Origin of the sequence: Paraburkholderia edwinii (assembly GCF_019428685.1) — a bacterium.
Taxonomy (GTDB): domain Bacteria; phylum Pseudomonadota; class Gammaproteobacteria; order Burkholderiales; family Burkholderiaceae; genus Paraburkholderia; species Paraburkholderia edwinii.
In genome coordinates, this window is sequence record NZ_CP080095.1 from 1,510,484 (window position 1) to 1,525,914 (window position 15,431).

At 64.2% G+C, this 15,431-nt stretch carries 13 protein-coding genes; 4 read left to right on the plus strand and 9 right to left on the minus strand.

Features of this window, described 5'->3' with window-relative positions:
- Positions 1 to 24: 24 nt before the first annotated feature.
- The 7 genes from KZJ38_RS06640 to KZJ38_RS36420 all read right to left on the minus strand — a co-directional run bounded on the left by KZJ38_RS06640 (position 25) and on the right by KZJ38_RS36420 (position 7,117).
- Positions 25 to 1,470, minus strand: coding sequence for a hypothetical protein (locus KZJ38_RS06640; RefSeq protein WP_219799328.1), 1,446 nt, complete (start codon positions 1,468 to 1,470; stop codon positions 25 to 27).
- 316 nt (positions 1,471 to 1,786) lie between these two features.
- Positions 1,787 to 2,620: a peptidase C39 gene (locus KZJ38_RS06645; RefSeq protein WP_219799329.1), complete on the minus strand. Its 834-nt coding sequence runs from the start codon at positions 2,618 to 2,620 to the stop codon at positions 1,787 to 1,789.
- A 7-nt stretch (positions 2,621 to 2,627) separates the two neighbouring features.
- Complete coding sequence (locus KZJ38_RS06650; RefSeq protein ID WP_219799330.1) at positions 2,628 to 3,338, minus strand: C39 family peptidase; 711 nt, start codon at positions 3,336 to 3,338, stop codon at positions 2,628 to 2,630.
- Between the two features lie 181 nt (positions 3,339 to 3,519).
- The gene (locus KZJ38_RS06655; RefSeq protein WP_219799331.1) at positions 3,520 to 5,100 is read right to left on the minus strand and encodes a serine-rich family protein; all 1,581 of its coding nucleotides are present in this window, start codon (positions 5,098 to 5,100) and stop codon (positions 3,520 to 3,522) included.
- Positions 5,101 to 5,127: 27 nt separating this feature from the next.
- Entirely contained in the window at positions 5,128 to 5,784 is a 657-nt protein-coding gene (locus KZJ38_RS06660) for a hypothetical protein (protein ID WP_246641663.1), read from the minus strand.
- Positions 5,781 to 6,332 (minus strand): hypothetical protein, encoded by a 552-nt coding sequence (locus tag KZJ38_RS06665; RefSeq protein ID WP_246641664.1) that lies wholly within the window; start codon positions 6,330 to 6,332, stop codon positions 5,781 to 5,783. The genes KZJ38_RS06660 and KZJ38_RS06665 overlap by 4 nt, the downstream gene beginning before the upstream one ends.
- Positions 6,333 to 6,547: 215 nt before the next feature.
- Positions 6,548 to 7,117 (minus strand): hypothetical protein, encoded by a 570-nt coding sequence (locus KZJ38_RS36420; protein ID WP_246641665.1) that lies wholly within the window; start codon positions 7,115 to 7,117, stop codon positions 6,548 to 6,550.
- 554 nt (positions 7,118 to 7,671) lie between these two features.
- On the opposite strand from KZJ38_RS36420, the gene KZJ38_RS06675 reads away from it, so the two are divergent.
- The gene (locus KZJ38_RS06675; protein WP_219799332.1) at positions 7,672 to 9,069 is read left to right on the plus strand and encodes a sigma-54 dependent transcriptional regulator; all 1,398 of its coding nucleotides are present in this window, start codon (positions 7,672 to 7,674) and stop codon (positions 9,067 to 9,069) included.
- 281 nt (positions 9,070 to 9,350) lie between these two features.
- Complete coding sequence (locus KZJ38_RS06680) at positions 9,351 to 10,322, plus strand: thymidylate synthase (protein WP_219799333.1); 972 nt, start codon at positions 9,351 to 9,353, stop codon at positions 10,320 to 10,322.
- A 256-nt stretch (positions 10,323 to 10,578) separates the two neighbouring features.
- Here the strand turns inward: KZJ38_RS06680 and KZJ38_RS06685 are convergent, their stop codons facing one another.
- Together KZJ38_RS06685 and KZJ38_RS06690 are read right to left on the minus strand one after the other, a co-directional pair.
- Positions 10,579 to 13,350 carry a DUF6600 domain-containing protein gene (locus KZJ38_RS06685; RefSeq protein WP_246641666.1) on the minus strand — a complete coding sequence of 924 codons (2,772 nt, stop codon included), beginning with the start codon at positions 13,348 to 13,350 and terminating at the stop codon, positions 10,579 to 10,581.
- A 204-nt stretch (positions 13,351 to 13,554) separates the two neighbouring features.
- A complete protein-coding gene (locus KZJ38_RS06690) occupies positions 13,555 to 14,271 on the minus strand; it encodes an ArsR/SmtB family transcription factor (protein WP_219799334.1) in 717 nt (238 codons plus the stop codon).
- Positions 14,272 to 14,628: 357 nt separating this feature from the next.
- Here KZJ38_RS06690 and KZJ38_RS06695 point away from each other — a divergent pair, with 357 nt between their 5' ends.
- Together KZJ38_RS06695 and KZJ38_RS06700 are read left to right on the plus strand one after the other, a co-directional pair.
- The gene (locus tag KZJ38_RS06695) at positions 14,629 to 14,778 is read left to right on the plus strand and encodes a hypothetical protein (protein WP_219799335.1); all 150 of its coding nucleotides are present in this window, start codon (positions 14,629 to 14,631) and stop codon (positions 14,776 to 14,778) included.
- Positions 14,779 to 14,898: 120 nt separating this feature from the next.
- Positions 14,899 to 15,405: an acyl-CoA thioesterase gene (locus KZJ38_RS06700; protein WP_219799336.1), complete on the plus strand. Its 507-nt coding sequence runs from the start codon at positions 14,899 to 14,901 to the stop codon at positions 15,403 to 15,405.
- Positions 15,406 to 15,431: the final 26 nt, after the last annotated feature.

The window sequence follows — 15,431 nt, forward strand, 5'->3', positions numbered from 1 at the left end:
GATCAGCCTCGTCTCGATGACACATCAAAAAGTGTAGGGAAGGCGCAATCCGACCACAAAGTTCGGCGCGTCCGGCGTCATGCCGATCGACACCGTGCCGTTGATCGTCAGGTGCTTGTTGACTACGTGGTTCAAACCGAAATTGAGCACGGCCGCTGTCGTTTCGCTGCCGGGCACGTCCTGGTAGCTCCCGCCCGGCGCCTTCGTCTTCGACGACGGCTCGAGTGCGAGCGTGTACGAGATGCTCGCCGAGTCCTTGTCCGAAAACGCGAGCGCGACACCGCCGCCGATCTGCACGATGTCGCCGAGCTTTACGGTCGCCGGTTCGGTTTGCCCCTGTACCGAAGAGATATCCGCGAATGAACGCGCGACGTTATACGTGTACGAGAGACTGCCGAACAGCACGATCGGGTCATACGTCTTCAGTACCGACAAACCGGCCGTTATATTCCAGAAGCCTGTACCGGTCGGCAGTTCCGACGGCGCGACGAGGTTCGTGTTGTCGGGCGTCAGTTGCACGACCTTGATGCCGAACGGCGACGTGCCGGTCGGCGCTTTCACGCGCAGGCTGCCGACTACGTCGGGAATGCTGTTGGTCTCCTTGACCATCTGATAGTAGATGCCGAAGTTGACGTCGCCGATCGCGTGCGAGTTGACCGACGCATCCGATAGCGTGCTCGCCGCGCCGCCCGCGCCGCCGACGATAAACGAGCTGTGGCGATAGATGTACGGCACGTCGACGTCGACGCTGATGCGGTCGGTCAGGCCATAGCGGACGTCGAGATCCGACATCACCTGATGTGACTTCGTTTGGCCGAGGTTGATGTTGCCGAGGAAGATTGCATCGAGCGCAAGGAAGCCCGACAGCTGCAACTGGCGGCGGTCGTAGTACGTGTCGCTGATGCCCCAGTCGAGTGTGAGCTTGTGGTCGAAGAGCGGCGCATGCTCGCGCTGCACGACGGCTTCTTCCGACTGCGTGCGCACCGGTTCCGCGGCTTTCTGCGTCGTGCCGATCGCGCCTTCAGGTGCGACCGGCGCACCGGGCGCGGTAGAACCCGTTGCGGTCGATCCTTCGGGCGCAGGCGGATTGACCGGCACGCCGGTCGCCGTGCTGCTGCCCTGGCCCCCGGGGATAGGCGCGCCCGGCGTCACCTGCGCAAGCGGCGGCAACGGCATCGGCAAGCCGTCGGCGCCCGGTTGTTCGGCCACCGCAGTCGAGCCGCGCGCGCCGTATCCCGGCGCGCCGCGGCCGCGCTGCGTCATTTCAATATTTGTCACTTGACGCTCGAGCGATTGAATCTGCCGCTGCTGCTCGTCGACGACGCGCATCAGCTGATTGAGCCGCTCTTCCATCGATTGATTTGCAATGGCCTGAGCGGCCGCCCCCTGTGCCCATGCAAACATCACTGCTGCTGCCGGAATGGCCGCGAGAGCAAAGCGCGGCCTTCTGGTCTTTATATCGGCAATCATGTTGTTATTCCCCCGGTCAAGCTGGCCACGCGTCGCTGTTGTCATGCATCGCGTGAGCCTTGTCCCCTGTCTTTCGTTACAGCCTTGTGTCATGCGGTGCGGGTGGCGGCCCGCCGCTTATCTCCCCGTTATTTCTCCCCGTTGTTTCTTCCCGCCTTGCTTTGCTGCCGGTCTCCTGCCTGGCCTGCTGCTGCACATCGCACGTTATTCGATGCATGACGCGGTGTGCATTGCGTTGTGTTGCACTTCGCTTTGTCATACTTCGTTCTGCCATACTTCGTTTCGCGACATGTCGTCTTGCATCACGGTCTTTGCATCACCGCCTTGCATTGATCGCGTTCTGCAGCGCCTGCAGCACGCCGGCCTGGCGCAGCGACGCCGACGACATCTGCGCGGTCTGCAATTGCAACTGCAACTGGTTCGCGACCTGCTGGTTGTTGCCGGCGATCTGCAGCATCTGCCCAATCGATCCGGCCTGGCCACCGCCCGGCGCGATCGTTTGCGTCGCGATGCCGGCAGGCGTCTGCAGCGCGACGCTCACGCCGCCGTTGCCAAACGTGATGCCTGCCCTGATCGTGCCGTTCGCATTCGATGCATTGGCGCTCGTCGCGCCGTTGCCGCCTGCCGAGGCCAGCGCGTTGCCGGTGAAATCGATCTGCGCCGCGTTCATGCCGATGTTGCTGTTGCCCGCCACCTGCGTAACCTGAGAAACGCCGTTTATCGCGATACGCTGGCCGCCGCTAACCTGCGCCGATGGATCGGCACCGCTATTGCGCCCGTTGCCGTTCACGACGTGCGCCGTCGAATTGACCGTTGCGCTCATCTGGTTCGCCGCGTTTTGCACGACCGCAAGCGAGCCTTGTGCGATCGCGCTGCCGCCGTTCGGCAAATTCCATTGCGACAGCAGGTTCAGCACGAAGCCGGAGATCATCTGCCCGTTCGCGAACTTGCCGGTCTGGCCTGCGAGTACGTCGTCGCTAACGGGCTGCCATCGGATCGTCTCGATACCGCCGTCGTGTGCCGATAAAAACGCAGGCATCGGCGCGGCCCCGCCTGTATCCGCCGCATACGCAGTGCCTGCGGCCCCGAGCGCGACCGTTGCGATCGTTGCAAACAGCGCGCGGTTTGTGGTTGAAAGTTCGCGCTTCATGATGGGCTCAGAAGAGCTCGGCCCGTGTCAGGCCGTATTCGACAAAAGGCGTCGTGGCGCCGCCGGTCGCGAGCGCACCCGCGCGCAGCTTCAACGCCAGCGACTCGTTGTCCTGCAACAGCGGCGAATCCTCCCTGAATGGTTTGCCGACCACGGCGAACACGAGCCCGTTCCACGTCTTCGAGAAATCCTCTTCGAGGAGGATCCGGTTGCCGAGCGCCGGGTCCGCGATAAAAACGCGGCCGTTCTCTGCATGTTTGACGATCACGAAATGCTCATAGCCGTCGATGTTCATCAACACCATCACGGGGACCTGCAGGTGATACAACGCGTCCGTATTGACCCGGAACCCTCTGCCGCGCAGCCCGATCGTCTCGACGAACTTCTTCATGTCGAGCATCGAAAAGCCGTTCTTGACCACGATGTCCGGCGACGAGAAAACCATCATCCGGCGGATCAGTTCCGTCTCGGGGATATCGATGCCGTAGCCGTATTTGAGGAGCGTCGCGAGCGCGGCTGCGCCGCAGCTGTAATCGAACTGCTGGCTCACGATATGGCTGTAGCGGATGTCCCTCATCGAGCGAACCGTTTTGGTCAGCGGAATACCTGCGAGGGTAGACGTATCGACGCTGGCTTGTGCGTGGGCTGTCGCACACAAAGTGCAACAACAGAACGCAAAGGCGAGCGGCAACGCCGGGAAGCGAACAAACCCGGACATGGTGGTCTCCTGCGGCGAGTCGATGGGAGTTAGCGCTTCAGCGCCTACTCCGTTCCTGCGCCGATTGCTTCTACGGCAACCGGCGCAGCCCCTCTGATGGCTTACTACATGGCTTTTTCAGCCCTCTTTACGATGCGTTGCCATACAACACATCTGGCAACGCATCGCGCAGTCCAACATCCTAGTGACCGCTATTCAGCGCAGCGATCGCCAGGCCGTTGTGCTGCAGATTGCCCGCACCGCCCGCGATATTCACGCCGATGTTGCCGGACGCGCCCGCGAGAGCATTGGCGCCGAGCATCGCGGTGCCCTGGAACTGCCCGCGCACCGCCATGTTCGCGGTTTGCGAGTTTTCGTCCGTGGCCACCATCGCCGTCGTCATCGCAGTGCCGGCATTGGTCGTCGTTACCGCGCCGGCAAGGCTGTTGTTCTGCACGTTGCCGATACCCGATGCGACGTTCACACCGACATTGCCTGTTACGTGCGACAGCGAACCGTCGCCGACCGATGCGTTCAGATTGAAGTTATTGATCTTCGCGCTGCCGCCCGACCCCTGCGAGTTGAAGATCTGTGCGTTGCCGAACACATTGCCGACGTCGACCGACGCGAGCGCGACATCATTGCTCTGCGCGTTGTCGATGCCTTCCGCGATGTTGATGCCGAGGTTGCCTGAGACGCCCGACGCCGCATTGCTGCCGGTGCCGGCGTTGAGCGTGCCGGGCGCCTGCGTGTTGACGTACTGCGTCACCGAGCCGGTGGTCTTTTCGTCGACCGTCTTGAGCGTGTCGTTCACGTTATAGCCCCAGCTCTTCGATGCCGACGAAGACGTCGAGAACGACGAGGAACCCGAGTGCGATTCCGAACTCGACTTCGAGTCGTTGTGCGCAAACGTGACCGTCGCGCTCGCCGACTTGTTGCCCGAACCGCTATTCGACGCTTGCGCCGACCAGCTCTGCGATGCGTTCTTGTGCTGGCTTTCGGTGTCGCTGTGGCTCGTGTTCAGATGGCCGGACGCGTTGGCGTTATACGAGTCCGACGCGCTCGACATATGGTTCTTGTCGTATGAGCCGTTCGCGTGAGCCTGCGAGTTTTCGGAAACGCTGGTCGAATGCTCTTTTGAGCCTCCCCAGTTTTTGCCGTGCGAACTGTAGCTGGTCGAAGCGGACGCACCTTGCGAGAACTTGCCGTTGAAGCTGCCCGACTGAGAACTCGAGTGCTTGCTGTTGTCGCCAAGCGAAATCCCGGCGTCGAACGACGACGCGCTGTTGCTTGCGTGACCGCTGTCGCTCGACTGGTGATATTCGCTCGACGCGCTTGCCTTTGCCTGGTTTGCGTACGCATAGTTGCTCGATGTGCTGACGGTTGTCGTTGAATTGGCCTTGTGCTCGCTCGACGACATATGCGACGACGCATGACTTTCGCTGGTCGAGAACGAGCTGTTGGCCCATACGGTGTTGGTGCCCGTACCGACCACGCTATTTGTTGCATTGTTGACACGCGTGGTTAGCGCGCCGCGCATATAGCTTTGCGCCTGAGGGGCGAGCGAGGCATGGACATAGACGTTCTGCGTGTTGTGGACGACGGCGCCCGCGGTGCTCGAAACGGATACGCAGCCGAACAGGCGCACGAATCCTTCGATACCGATCTGCTCGCCGACCATCGTCGCATTGAACAGGTACGGGTTCTTCAGCTGTCCTGCGAACACGCTGCCGGATGCCGCGGCCAGGACCGCTGCCGCAATCAGGGTGCGCTTGAGTTTCATGATCTCGCTCCGATACTTATTGGTCAGTTAGAAAAGAGTGCCCGCCGGGGGACGGAGCACAAAACTGTTCGCCGTGGCATTACCGGCTCCGGCAGTCTGGTTGATCTGCACGATGCCATTGACGTTTCTGAAGGCTTCGTTGGAGATGGTTGCCTCCCTCGCGTCGTGAACCCCGTTCGCTCGCGCCAGACCACCGCCATTCGGGACCGCTGCGGACAGCACGCTGTCCGAAACGGTCTCGACTCCGATCGCAGCAGTGCCGAGTTGCACACTGTTGCGCTGGAGATTGCCCGCGCCCGCGGACTGGTTCACCAGTACGGCGCCGGATGTATTCGAAAACGCGTTGCCCGCAATTGATGCGCGCGCGCTCGTGACCTGCGCGTTGGCGCTTGCGCTTTGCACGCTCGTGTTGTTGTTGGCGGCTGCGCCGTCGGTCGAGATCGTCAGCTGGTTGGCCTGCGCGTTGTTGATGCCCGCGGCTTCGTTGACGGTGATCGCGCCTGTCGCGCCAACCGCCGCGCCGGTTGCGATGCCCGCCTCGCCGCTGATGCGCGCGAGTGCTTGCGCATGCGCTAGCTGTGTCGTGCAGGTGAACGTTGCGGCGACTCCGGCGACCGCGAGGGCGGCATACGCCGCGCGGGCGATCTTCATCGTGATGGCGATACCTGCGTGGCGCGCGTTCATTTGAGGCCTCCCAGCGCGCCGCCAAGCGTGCTCGACAGCGGCGCGAGCGCGCCCGTCACCGACGACGAAATCGTGCCGCCGATGCCGGCTGCCGGCTGGCCGATACTGCTCGCACCGAGCGCGACGTTATTGCCGGTCGTATTGCCGGAGAGAATGCGCGCGACCGCTTGCATGCCGGTGCCAGCGAGCACGCCTGCCGAGCTCAGACCGGTTGAGCCGCGCGCGTTGGTCAGATCGGAATCCGACGCGAGCTGCGCCATCGTGGGGTTGAAGCTGTTTGCGGGGAAGGTGGTCGCGCTAGATAGTACGGGTTCCTGATTTCTTGGGATCGAAACAAACGCATTGCGCGGTGCGACTTCGCGTTCGAGCACGATGTCGCCGGGATTCGCGATCTGCTGGGCGTGCGCGGCGCACGTGATGAAGGCGGCGCATGCGCCTGTCAGTGCAATGGCCAGTAGTGCCGGCCGTGCAAACCGAGGCGTGCCGCGTGAAGGGCGCACCGATATGTTCAGCGATGCCTTCACCGTTGCATTAAGCGACGCGTTCATGAGTACCCCGACAGCGTATTGTTCAGTTCAGCCCTGTGATGCGGTCTCGCTCGCGCATGTTTCTCGCGCAGTTCTTTCACCTACTTCTATTCCGTCAGCGCTACTTCGTTTGTTGCGTTTTTGTTGCGTCTTCAGGTGCGTCGTCGATCGTCTGTTGATGCGCCCGCGGTCAGTTTCGAATCGTTTCCCACTCGCTTCCCGCTTTTGTTTCCGTCTTATTTCCTCAGATAACTCGCGGCATTGCTTTGCGCCGTACGCGCCGCATCGACCGGAACCGGCAGCGGTGCGGGCGGTGCGATTTCGTCCCACAGCGTGACCGACGAGCCGCGCAGCAGGTCCGGCGTGGCCGCGACCATCGTGAGTCCGCTCGCGCCGCCGCGTTGCCGCGCAAGAATCTGATCATCGAGTGGGATGTCGTTCATCGAAACGACATCGGCGGGCGTGTTCAATACCTGTGTTGACGCAACGTCGTGGGTATCGGTAGCCTGGGGATCGGCAGTCCCGGCACCCGCCGTTTCCGGCGCCGTCGCCGCTGCGGGCGTCGTGTCCGCGAGGGCGGCGGCGCCGGCGTCGGAGGATGCCGACGTAGCGGATTCCTGAGCGAATGCGGTGGAGGACAGGGTGAAGACCAGTGTGCCTGCTACGAGCGTTGCACTGAGTGCGAGTGTTGCACCGTGCATCGCGACGCCGGCAAGCGAGCGTAGGGACGCCGCTCGAATACGCCGGCCGAAGAGGCCGGCCGCGGTGTGGCGATCGCATGAAACGCCGCGGGAAACGTGTCGCATGATGTGTCTCCTTGGTGCGGCTCATTTAGCGAAACATATGCCATATCGAGCATTCCGTTGATGCATCGGGCTTACGTGTAAAGGGATGGCTATGCGGATTCGGAAATCGCCTGAAAACGTTTCAGCGTTGATACGACACCGTGAAATAGTGCGATTTGGACGATTGTTTGCTCGCGCAACGATTTTTTGCGGCGGATAAAGTATGGTGAATGCGAGTATTGGTTTTATTCAGAAAGAACTTACCGTCTGGTCATTGGCGCACGGTCAGCCTTACCTTATCAAGGGTTGCTGAATTAATTTGCATATTTGTTTTTCGAAGCGCCGTACGTATAGTAAGCTCTCGACTACAGCACACGTTTTAAAAAAGCCCATTCGTGGGCCGTTCAATACAAGCGCCGTTTTTCGGGGATCAGCTGTCCGTACGGAATGGAATGGCCGTTCGGTTTTCGTTGTATTGCGAATCCCGATTCGAATAGACGTATCTGAGGAATGCGAGAATAGCGGTTCAGGTACGTGCGTCATCCTTAACGTTCGTTGACGAGAGGATCTGAATAATGGAATCCGCAACGCGGCAACTGATTTACGTTTCACGCGATCCCAGTGCTGACCTCAACGCGCGCTTTCATGAGCGGGGCTGGCACGTTGAAGTAGTCGGCTCGGCGCGCGATGCACGCCGTGCGGTGCGTGCCGGTACTGCAGCCGGCGGTCTGCTCGATCTTTCCAGTTGTTTCCAGCAGCACGAAATCGCTGCATTCGAATCCTGTCTGACCATGCCCAACGTCGGCTGGGTTGCAGCCACGGCGCCGGGTCAATTGCAGGACGCGGCGCTGCGGCGTCTCGTGCGCGATTACTGTTTCGACTACGTAACGGTCCCTTATTCAGGTGACCGCATCGTCGATTCCGTAGGCCACGCCTACGGGATGATCTCGCTTGGCGAGACCGCATCGAATGACGCGACGCAAACGTCGGGCACCGAAGGCGAAATGGTCGGCTCGTGCGATGCGATGCTCGCGCTATTTCGCTCGATCCGCAAAGTTGCGATGACCGATGCGCCGGTGTTTATCTCGGGCGAATCGGGCACCGGCAAGGAACTCACGGCGGTTGCCATTCACGAGCGCTCGGCGCGCCGCAATGCGCCGTTCGTTGCGATCAACTGCGGCGCGATTCCGCCGCATCTGCTGCAATCCGAACTATTCGGCTACGAGCGCGGCGCGTTTACCGGCGCGAATCAGCGCAAGATCGGGCGCGTCGAAGCAGCCAACGGCGGCACGCTGTTTCTCGACGAAATCGGCGATCTGCCGCTCGAAAGCCAGGCTAGCCTGCTGCGCTTTTTGCAGGAGCGCAAAGTCGAGCGTCTCGGCGGTCACGGTTCGATCGAGGTCGACGTGCGCATCATCTCGGCGACGCACGTCGATATGAACAGCGCAATGATCGAAGGGCGTTTCCGTTCGGATCTGTATCACCGCTTGTGCGTGCTGCAAATCGACGAGCCGCCGCTACGCGCGCGCGGCAAGGATATCGAGCTGCTTGCGCGGCATATGCTCGAACGTTTCAGAAAAGACGCGAGCCGCCGCCTGCGCGGCTTTGCGCCCGATGCGATCGCGGCGTTGCATAACTACAGCTGGCCCGGCAACGTGCGCGAACTGATCAACCGTGTGCGGCGCGCGATCGTGATGTCCGAAGGGCGCGCGATTACCGCGCGCGACCTCGAACTGTCCGAGTATGTCGAGATCGTGCCTGTGTCGCTCGCGCAGGCACGCGAAGCGGCCGAACGTCAGGCGATCGAACTCGCGCTACTGCGCCATCGCGGACGTCTTGGCGATGCCGCGCAGGAACTCGGCATTTCGCGCGTCACGCTTTACCGGCTCTTGTGCTCGCACGGCATGCGGCATATGGAAAGCGAACAGATGACGCCGCATACGGAAATGCCGTCGTCGGTTCAGCATCTCTGATCTGAGTTTGGGCTCAACCTGCTCAGCGCCATGCTGAGTGGGCGATGCCGTGCGTTTGGCAAAGCTGCATAGTCTGGTTATCCAGTAAATACTCAGGTCCGGGCCCGACAGGCAGCGAGTTCCAACCATAGCGGTGTGCCTGCTTCTAGCAGCCGCCGTTTCACGAACCGCATCGCGCGTTCAGCACATCTCCCAAGCTTGTTAGAATCCCGGTTTCCCGTCGTCACGCGACGTCGCGGCGCTGCCTGTTCGACAGTGGCGCCATGCTGAAGGAACCCCGAATGAAACAGTATCTCGACCTCGTCCGTACGATTCTCGACACCGGCAGCTGGCAGGAGAATCGCACTGGCATCCGCACGATCAGCATGCCGGGGGCGATGTTGCGCTTCGATCTGCAGCAGGGTTTTCCGGCCGTCACGACGAAGAAGCTCGCGTTCAAGTCGGCGATCGGCGAGCTGGTCGGCTTTCTGCGCGCATCGCGCAGCGCCGCGCAGTTTCGCTCGCTCGGCTGCAAGGTATGGGATGCGAACGCGAACGAAAACCCGCAATGGCTCGCCAATCCGTACCGCGAAGGCCTCGACGACCTCGGCGCCGTGTATGGCGTGCAATGGCGCGAATGGCCCGCGTACAAGGTGCTCGACGCGACCGCAAGCGCGCAGCTCGAGGACGCGGCCGCACGTGGTTTCCAGCCGGTGACCGAATTCGAAGAGGGCGGCAGCCGCAAGGTGCTGCTATACAAGGCGATCGACCAGTTGCGTCAGTGCCTCGATACGATCATGCGCAACCCGGCGGACCGCCGGATTCTGTTTCATGCGTGGAATCCGGCGGTGCTCGACGAGATCGCGCTGCCCGCGTGCCATCTGCTGTATCAGTTCCTGCCGAACGTGACGCGCCGCGAGATTTCGCTGTGCCTGTACATTCGCAGCAACGATGTGGGCCTCGGCACGCCGTTCAATCTGACCGAAGGCGCGGCGCTGCTGCACCTCGTCGGCCGGCTGACGGGCTATACGCCGCGCTGGTTCACGTATTTCATCGGCGACGCGCATATCTACGAGAACCAGCTCGATATGCTGCAGCAGCAACTGACGCGCGAGCCGTATCCGAGTCCGCGTCTCGAGATTAGCGAGCGTGTGCCCGAGTACGCGAAGACCGGCGTGTTCGAGCCGCAGTGGCTCGATAAGATCGAGCCGTCGGATTTCTCGCTGGTCGGGTATCAGCACCATGAGCCGTTGACAGCGCCGATGGCGATTTGAGGCTTGTGAAAGGCGCGGAGCGCGGATTGGCCGGGCGCGGTTGTCGCTGGCTAACTTTCTGAAGCGCGAGGATTAATCGACAAGGCCCGCCGCATGTGCATTGCGGCGGGCCTTGTTCGTTTGTGGTGAGACAAGACGACGGCGGCGCGGGCGAAGTGTCGATGTCGAGTGCGCGGTCAAGGCGCGAGGCACGGGTGTGAGCCGCTCACCCCAACCGTCGGTCCCAACCATCGGTGCCGCGACACGGCGCTAGCTATCACCCATGGCGATGGTCATCACGCCCACCGCCCGTCGCGCGCTGCTCCTGATGTTGCTGGGGCTGAGGCTGCGGTCGCGGTTGCTGTACCGGTTGTGGCCGAGGCTGCGGCTGTGGGTGAAACTCAGGCCTTGGCTGTTGCACCTGCTGCGGCCGCTGCTGCTGAGCCGGCTGCGGGTGGAATTCAGGCCGCGGCTGCTGAACCTGCTGCTGCGGCCTCGGCTGCTGCATTGGTTGCTGATGGAACTCCGGCCGCGCTTGCTGCTGGGGTTGCTGCGCCTGCTGTACCTGTTGCGGCCGCATCGGCTGCGGCTGAGCTTGCGGCGGGCGAGACTCCGGCTGCTGCACGTGCTGCGGTACCTGCGGCTGTCCCTGGACCGGCTGACGCGGCGCGTTCGCCTGCGGGTTGAAGCCGGGCCGCAGCTGTTGTCCGGACGTCTGCTGCGCTTGCGGCTGTCCCTGTCCCTGCTGTGGCCGGCCAGCGCCTTGCGCGAACGGCTGGTCCGGCCGGCCGCCACGCGGCTGTTGTCCCATCGGCGTATGCGGCTGCGTCCATGCAGGCTCCTGGCGCTGGCCTTGCGGCGCGTTCCCCAGCTGCTGCGGACCGGGACCCCCACGAACACCAGGCGTACCGCCGCCCGCGAATTGCGGTGGCCGCGGCACGCCGTTGCCCGGCCGCGCCTGTGCATTCGATTGCTGCGGCGCGCCGGCACCTGCCTGCGCCGGCATCGGCTGACGACCCTGGCCAGGCGCGCCGCCCGCGAACGGCTGCGGATGCGCCACGCCGTTCGGCTGGCCGCCGGGTTGTCCGCTCAACTGACCACCGGGTCGGCCGTTCTGCTGGCCGTTGAACTGGCCATTAAGCTGGCCATGAGCCTCTCCACCCGGCTGTCGACCATTCGGCTCCCCTCGACCCCCACCATTCGCAAAATCCGCTTGCGGCGGCATCCCGGGCCGCTGCGCTGCGCCTGCCGGCCGGCCTTGCACCGCGCCCGGCCCGCGCACCGCGACGAGCCGCACGTTAGCCTGCGGACCGCCCGCCGCGCCGATCCGGCGTCCGCCGAAATTCGCGGGCACCGACGTATGCACGACCGGATTGCCCGCGCCCGCCACACGTCCGCCGCCATGCGCGAACTGTTGCGCGAGATGGTCGCGGTACGCCGGCGGCACATCCGGACGGCGCGTCGCCACGACTGGCCGGCCGGCCGCCGCCGCGGGCGGCCGGAACGCCGCGTTGCGCATGCCCGGCCCGAAGCTTTGCCGCACCGGTGCGATGCCCGGCGCGCCCGCATTGAAGCGCGCGTTATGCCACTGCCGCGGATCGACCTTCTGCGCGAAGCGATTGACCGGCTGCCCATGCACGAACGCCGTCGCGGGCACGCACGTAATCGCATGCGGCGCGCGGTAGTTGATGTACGTGTTGCGGATGTTCGTGATGTGGTTGTGCACGTAGATCGGCCGGTTCACGCGGTCGTAGTAACGCGGGCTCCAGCCATGCCCCCAATGCGGATGCCACGGCTCGCCCGGGCCGAGCGCAAACCACGCGAGCCCGGCCGTCGCGACGCCGCCGACCGCAAGGCTCACGCCCCAGTCGACCCCACCGGGCCCGCCGTCGCCGACGAACGCGACGAGCGCCGGCGCATAGACCGGCGGTTCGCTGACGACTTCCCCCGGTACCCACGCCCACGAATTGCCGATATACGCCCAGCGCCCGTAGTGATACGGCGCAAAGCCCCACGGCGCGTCGTCGACCCAGGTCCAGCCCCACGGCGCCTGCCAGACCCAGTGGCCATCCTGGTACGGTGCCCAGCCGGCCGGCATCTGGTTCGGCGTCCACACCGCGCCGTATTGCGGGTTCTGGCTCCACGTGCCGTTGGCATCGAGATCCTGATAGCCGGGCACGTCGCGTGACACATAGCGCGCCGATACCGACTGGTCTTCCGCGGCATCGCGGCTCGCCGCCCACTGGTCGAGTGCGTCGGGCGCGGGCGCGCCGTTGCTTGCGACCTGCTGCAGGTTGGTGCCGGAAAAGCGGATCTGCTGGCCGGCGGCGACCGGCAACTGTCCGCCGTCGCCGTACACGGTCGCACTGCCGCTGCGCACCGTGACGGTGGTCTCGCTGCCATCGGGCGCGACGTCGACGCGATAGTCGCCGGGGCCGCTGATGCCGAGCGCGAGATTCGGCGTATCGATCTCATACGACGTGCCGGCAGGTAGTTCGCGCACGCGCGTCGACAGCGTGCCTTGCGCGACCTTCAGCTGCGTGCTGGCGTCGTCGAGATTGAGGATATCGACGTTCGTCGATTCGCCGACGCGCACCGCCGTCGAGCCGATATGCAGCTCCGAGCGCGCGCCCTTGTCGTTCCACAGCTGGTCGCCGGTCGTGAGCGGCCGGTTGACCTGCGCGTACGACCAGTCGGTCGCGCCGGCCGGCTCGGTGGTCACGGTGCCGGCCATGTAGTTCAGGCGCGCGACGCGGCCCGGCGGATCGGCGTCCTGGGCGTCCGCGGGTTGTGCGGAAGGCGGCGCGGCCTGCTCGGCGCCGTCCGGGGGCGGGGCTTCCTGCGCGTACGCGCGGGGCGTGCCCGACGTGACGAACAGCGCGGCGGCGACCGCTGCAATCACGGTCGCGATGGCGGGCGAAGCGGGGCGGCGCCGGGTGCCGATCAGCGGCGCACGCGCACTTGTGCAGCCAGCGGCTTCGTTAGCTTCATCTGGGCGTTCCGTGTGCGCAGTACGGTAATTCGAAGAACCGGGTGTGTGTGTTTTCATTGGTTGTGACTCCGTCGGGTGCCTCGCGAGACGGCACCGTGTGAAGCCACTGTACCCGCGGCGCGTATTTCAAGACGCGCTCATTTGTAAGTCATCCCGCCCTCGCTGTAACAAGACGTGTCGTGCGACGCGCAGCCGCTTCGCACCGGGCCAGCGGCGCAGCGCTCGCGTACGGCTCGCGTGGGGCTCGCATGAGGCTTCGCATTATGCGCCGCGCAAAAAGTCGTCGAAATGACGGTGGCCGGCGGGCGTGACGCGCAGCACGCGTGGCCGCTCGGTGCGCTCGACGAAGCCTTGCGACGACCACGCGTCGAGCAGCGCCGCGCCGAGCGCGCCGCCGACGTGCGGACGGCGTTCGCTCCAGTCCGGGCACGTGCACGCGAAGCGGCGGCGCCGCGTGCGCTGGCTCGCGACGTCGATGCCCCAGCCGGCCAGTTGCTCGGCGCCGGCCGGCGTCGCATCGAGCCGGTCGCCTTCGAGCGTGAGCAGCCCGTCGCCGACGAGCCGTTCATAGACGCGCACCGCCAGTTCGCCGGCCATATGGTCGTAGCAGGTGCGCGCATAGCGCATATCGACGGGCACGGTGCGCGCGGGGCGCGGCGTCGGCCGCTGCGGCGCGGCGGCCTGGGCGAGGTTCATCAGCGCTTCGATCGACGCCGCGATATCGGCCGACGCGATCCGGTAGTAGCGATGCCGTCCGCGCACTTCGAGCGCGAGCAGACCGCCGTCGGCGAGGCGGGCGAGGTGGGCGCTGGCCGCCGACGGCGACAGGCCCGCGATCAGCGTCAATTCGCCCGCGGGACGCGCGCTGCCGTCCATCAGCGCCCACAGCATCGCGGCGCGGCCGGGATCGGCGAGCAGCGCGCCGATGCGGCTCAGGCCGGGGAATTGGCCGGTTGCTTCGGTAAGCGGGTTGATCATCGGGAGGTCCTCGTTTGTTCGTCGGTTGCTCGCCGGTTGAGGCGGACGATGTATGGCGGTCGGTGCCGGGAGGGGTGCACCGGCCATGGCTCTACTGTAGTCCTCGCTCGCATTCGACGTTTCAGGCTCGAACGAAATGTCGGATGTCGCGGTCCGCGTAGCGTGAGCCGCGTGGGTCGGGCCGCATGGGTCGGGCCGCACAGGTCGCCCTGAGCAGGGCGCAACGCCGAGCCGGACGGCCCGGGGCAACTCCCGCGTCACTCCCGGTCGCGATCCGCGCCGCTTTGGCTCGTTCCGCGCCCGATAACGCGGCCAGGCTAAAATCGAAGACGCGTTTTATCCGGGAAACACAATCCGATGAAAATCATTCTTGCCGCTTGCGCGGTCATCGCCGTGCTGTCGTGCGCCGCTTGCGCGCAAGGCGGTGCGAGCACGCCGGTCGGCTCGTCCGGCAGCAGTATCGAGATGTACGGCACGATCGACGAAGGTGTGTCGGTACGGAAATAATGCGTGCCGCAGTTTGCCGCTCCTGATGCGGGCCCCGGGCTTGAGGCCTGGTTTGAGGTCCAATTCCCGCCGCGCTCGTATAATCGGCTCCTTTCAATTTTCAGATCGACCGGAGTCAAGATGAGCACCCCTTCCGCCGCGCCGCTGGATCGTTCGGAGACGACCTTCCGCTTTCTCGCCGAACCGACATCGGTCAACTTCGGCGGCAAGGTGCATGGCGGCGCGCTGATGAAATGGATCGACGAAACTGCGTACGCATGCGCCGCGGTCTGGTCGGCGCGCTATTGCGTGACGGTCAGCGTCGGCAATATCCGTTTTCGCCGGCCGATTCATGTCGGCAACCTCGTCGAACTGCGCGCGCGCGTCGTCGCGACCGGGCGCACGAGCATGCATATCCACGTGTCGGTATGCGCCGGCGATCCGAAGGGCGGCGAGCTGATGCAGACCACCGACTGTCTCGTCGTGATGGTCGCCGTCAACGAGAACGGCAATCCGCTGCCGGTGCCGCCTTTCGTACCGGTCACCGACGAGCAGCAGCGTCTTGCGAAGTACGCGATGGATGTGAAGGCGGCGCTCGACGCGATCGTCGAACTCAAACCCGAAGAGGTCGCGCAGGGAAAAGTTTGAGGTTCAGGCGAGGCGCCAGCCGGCCT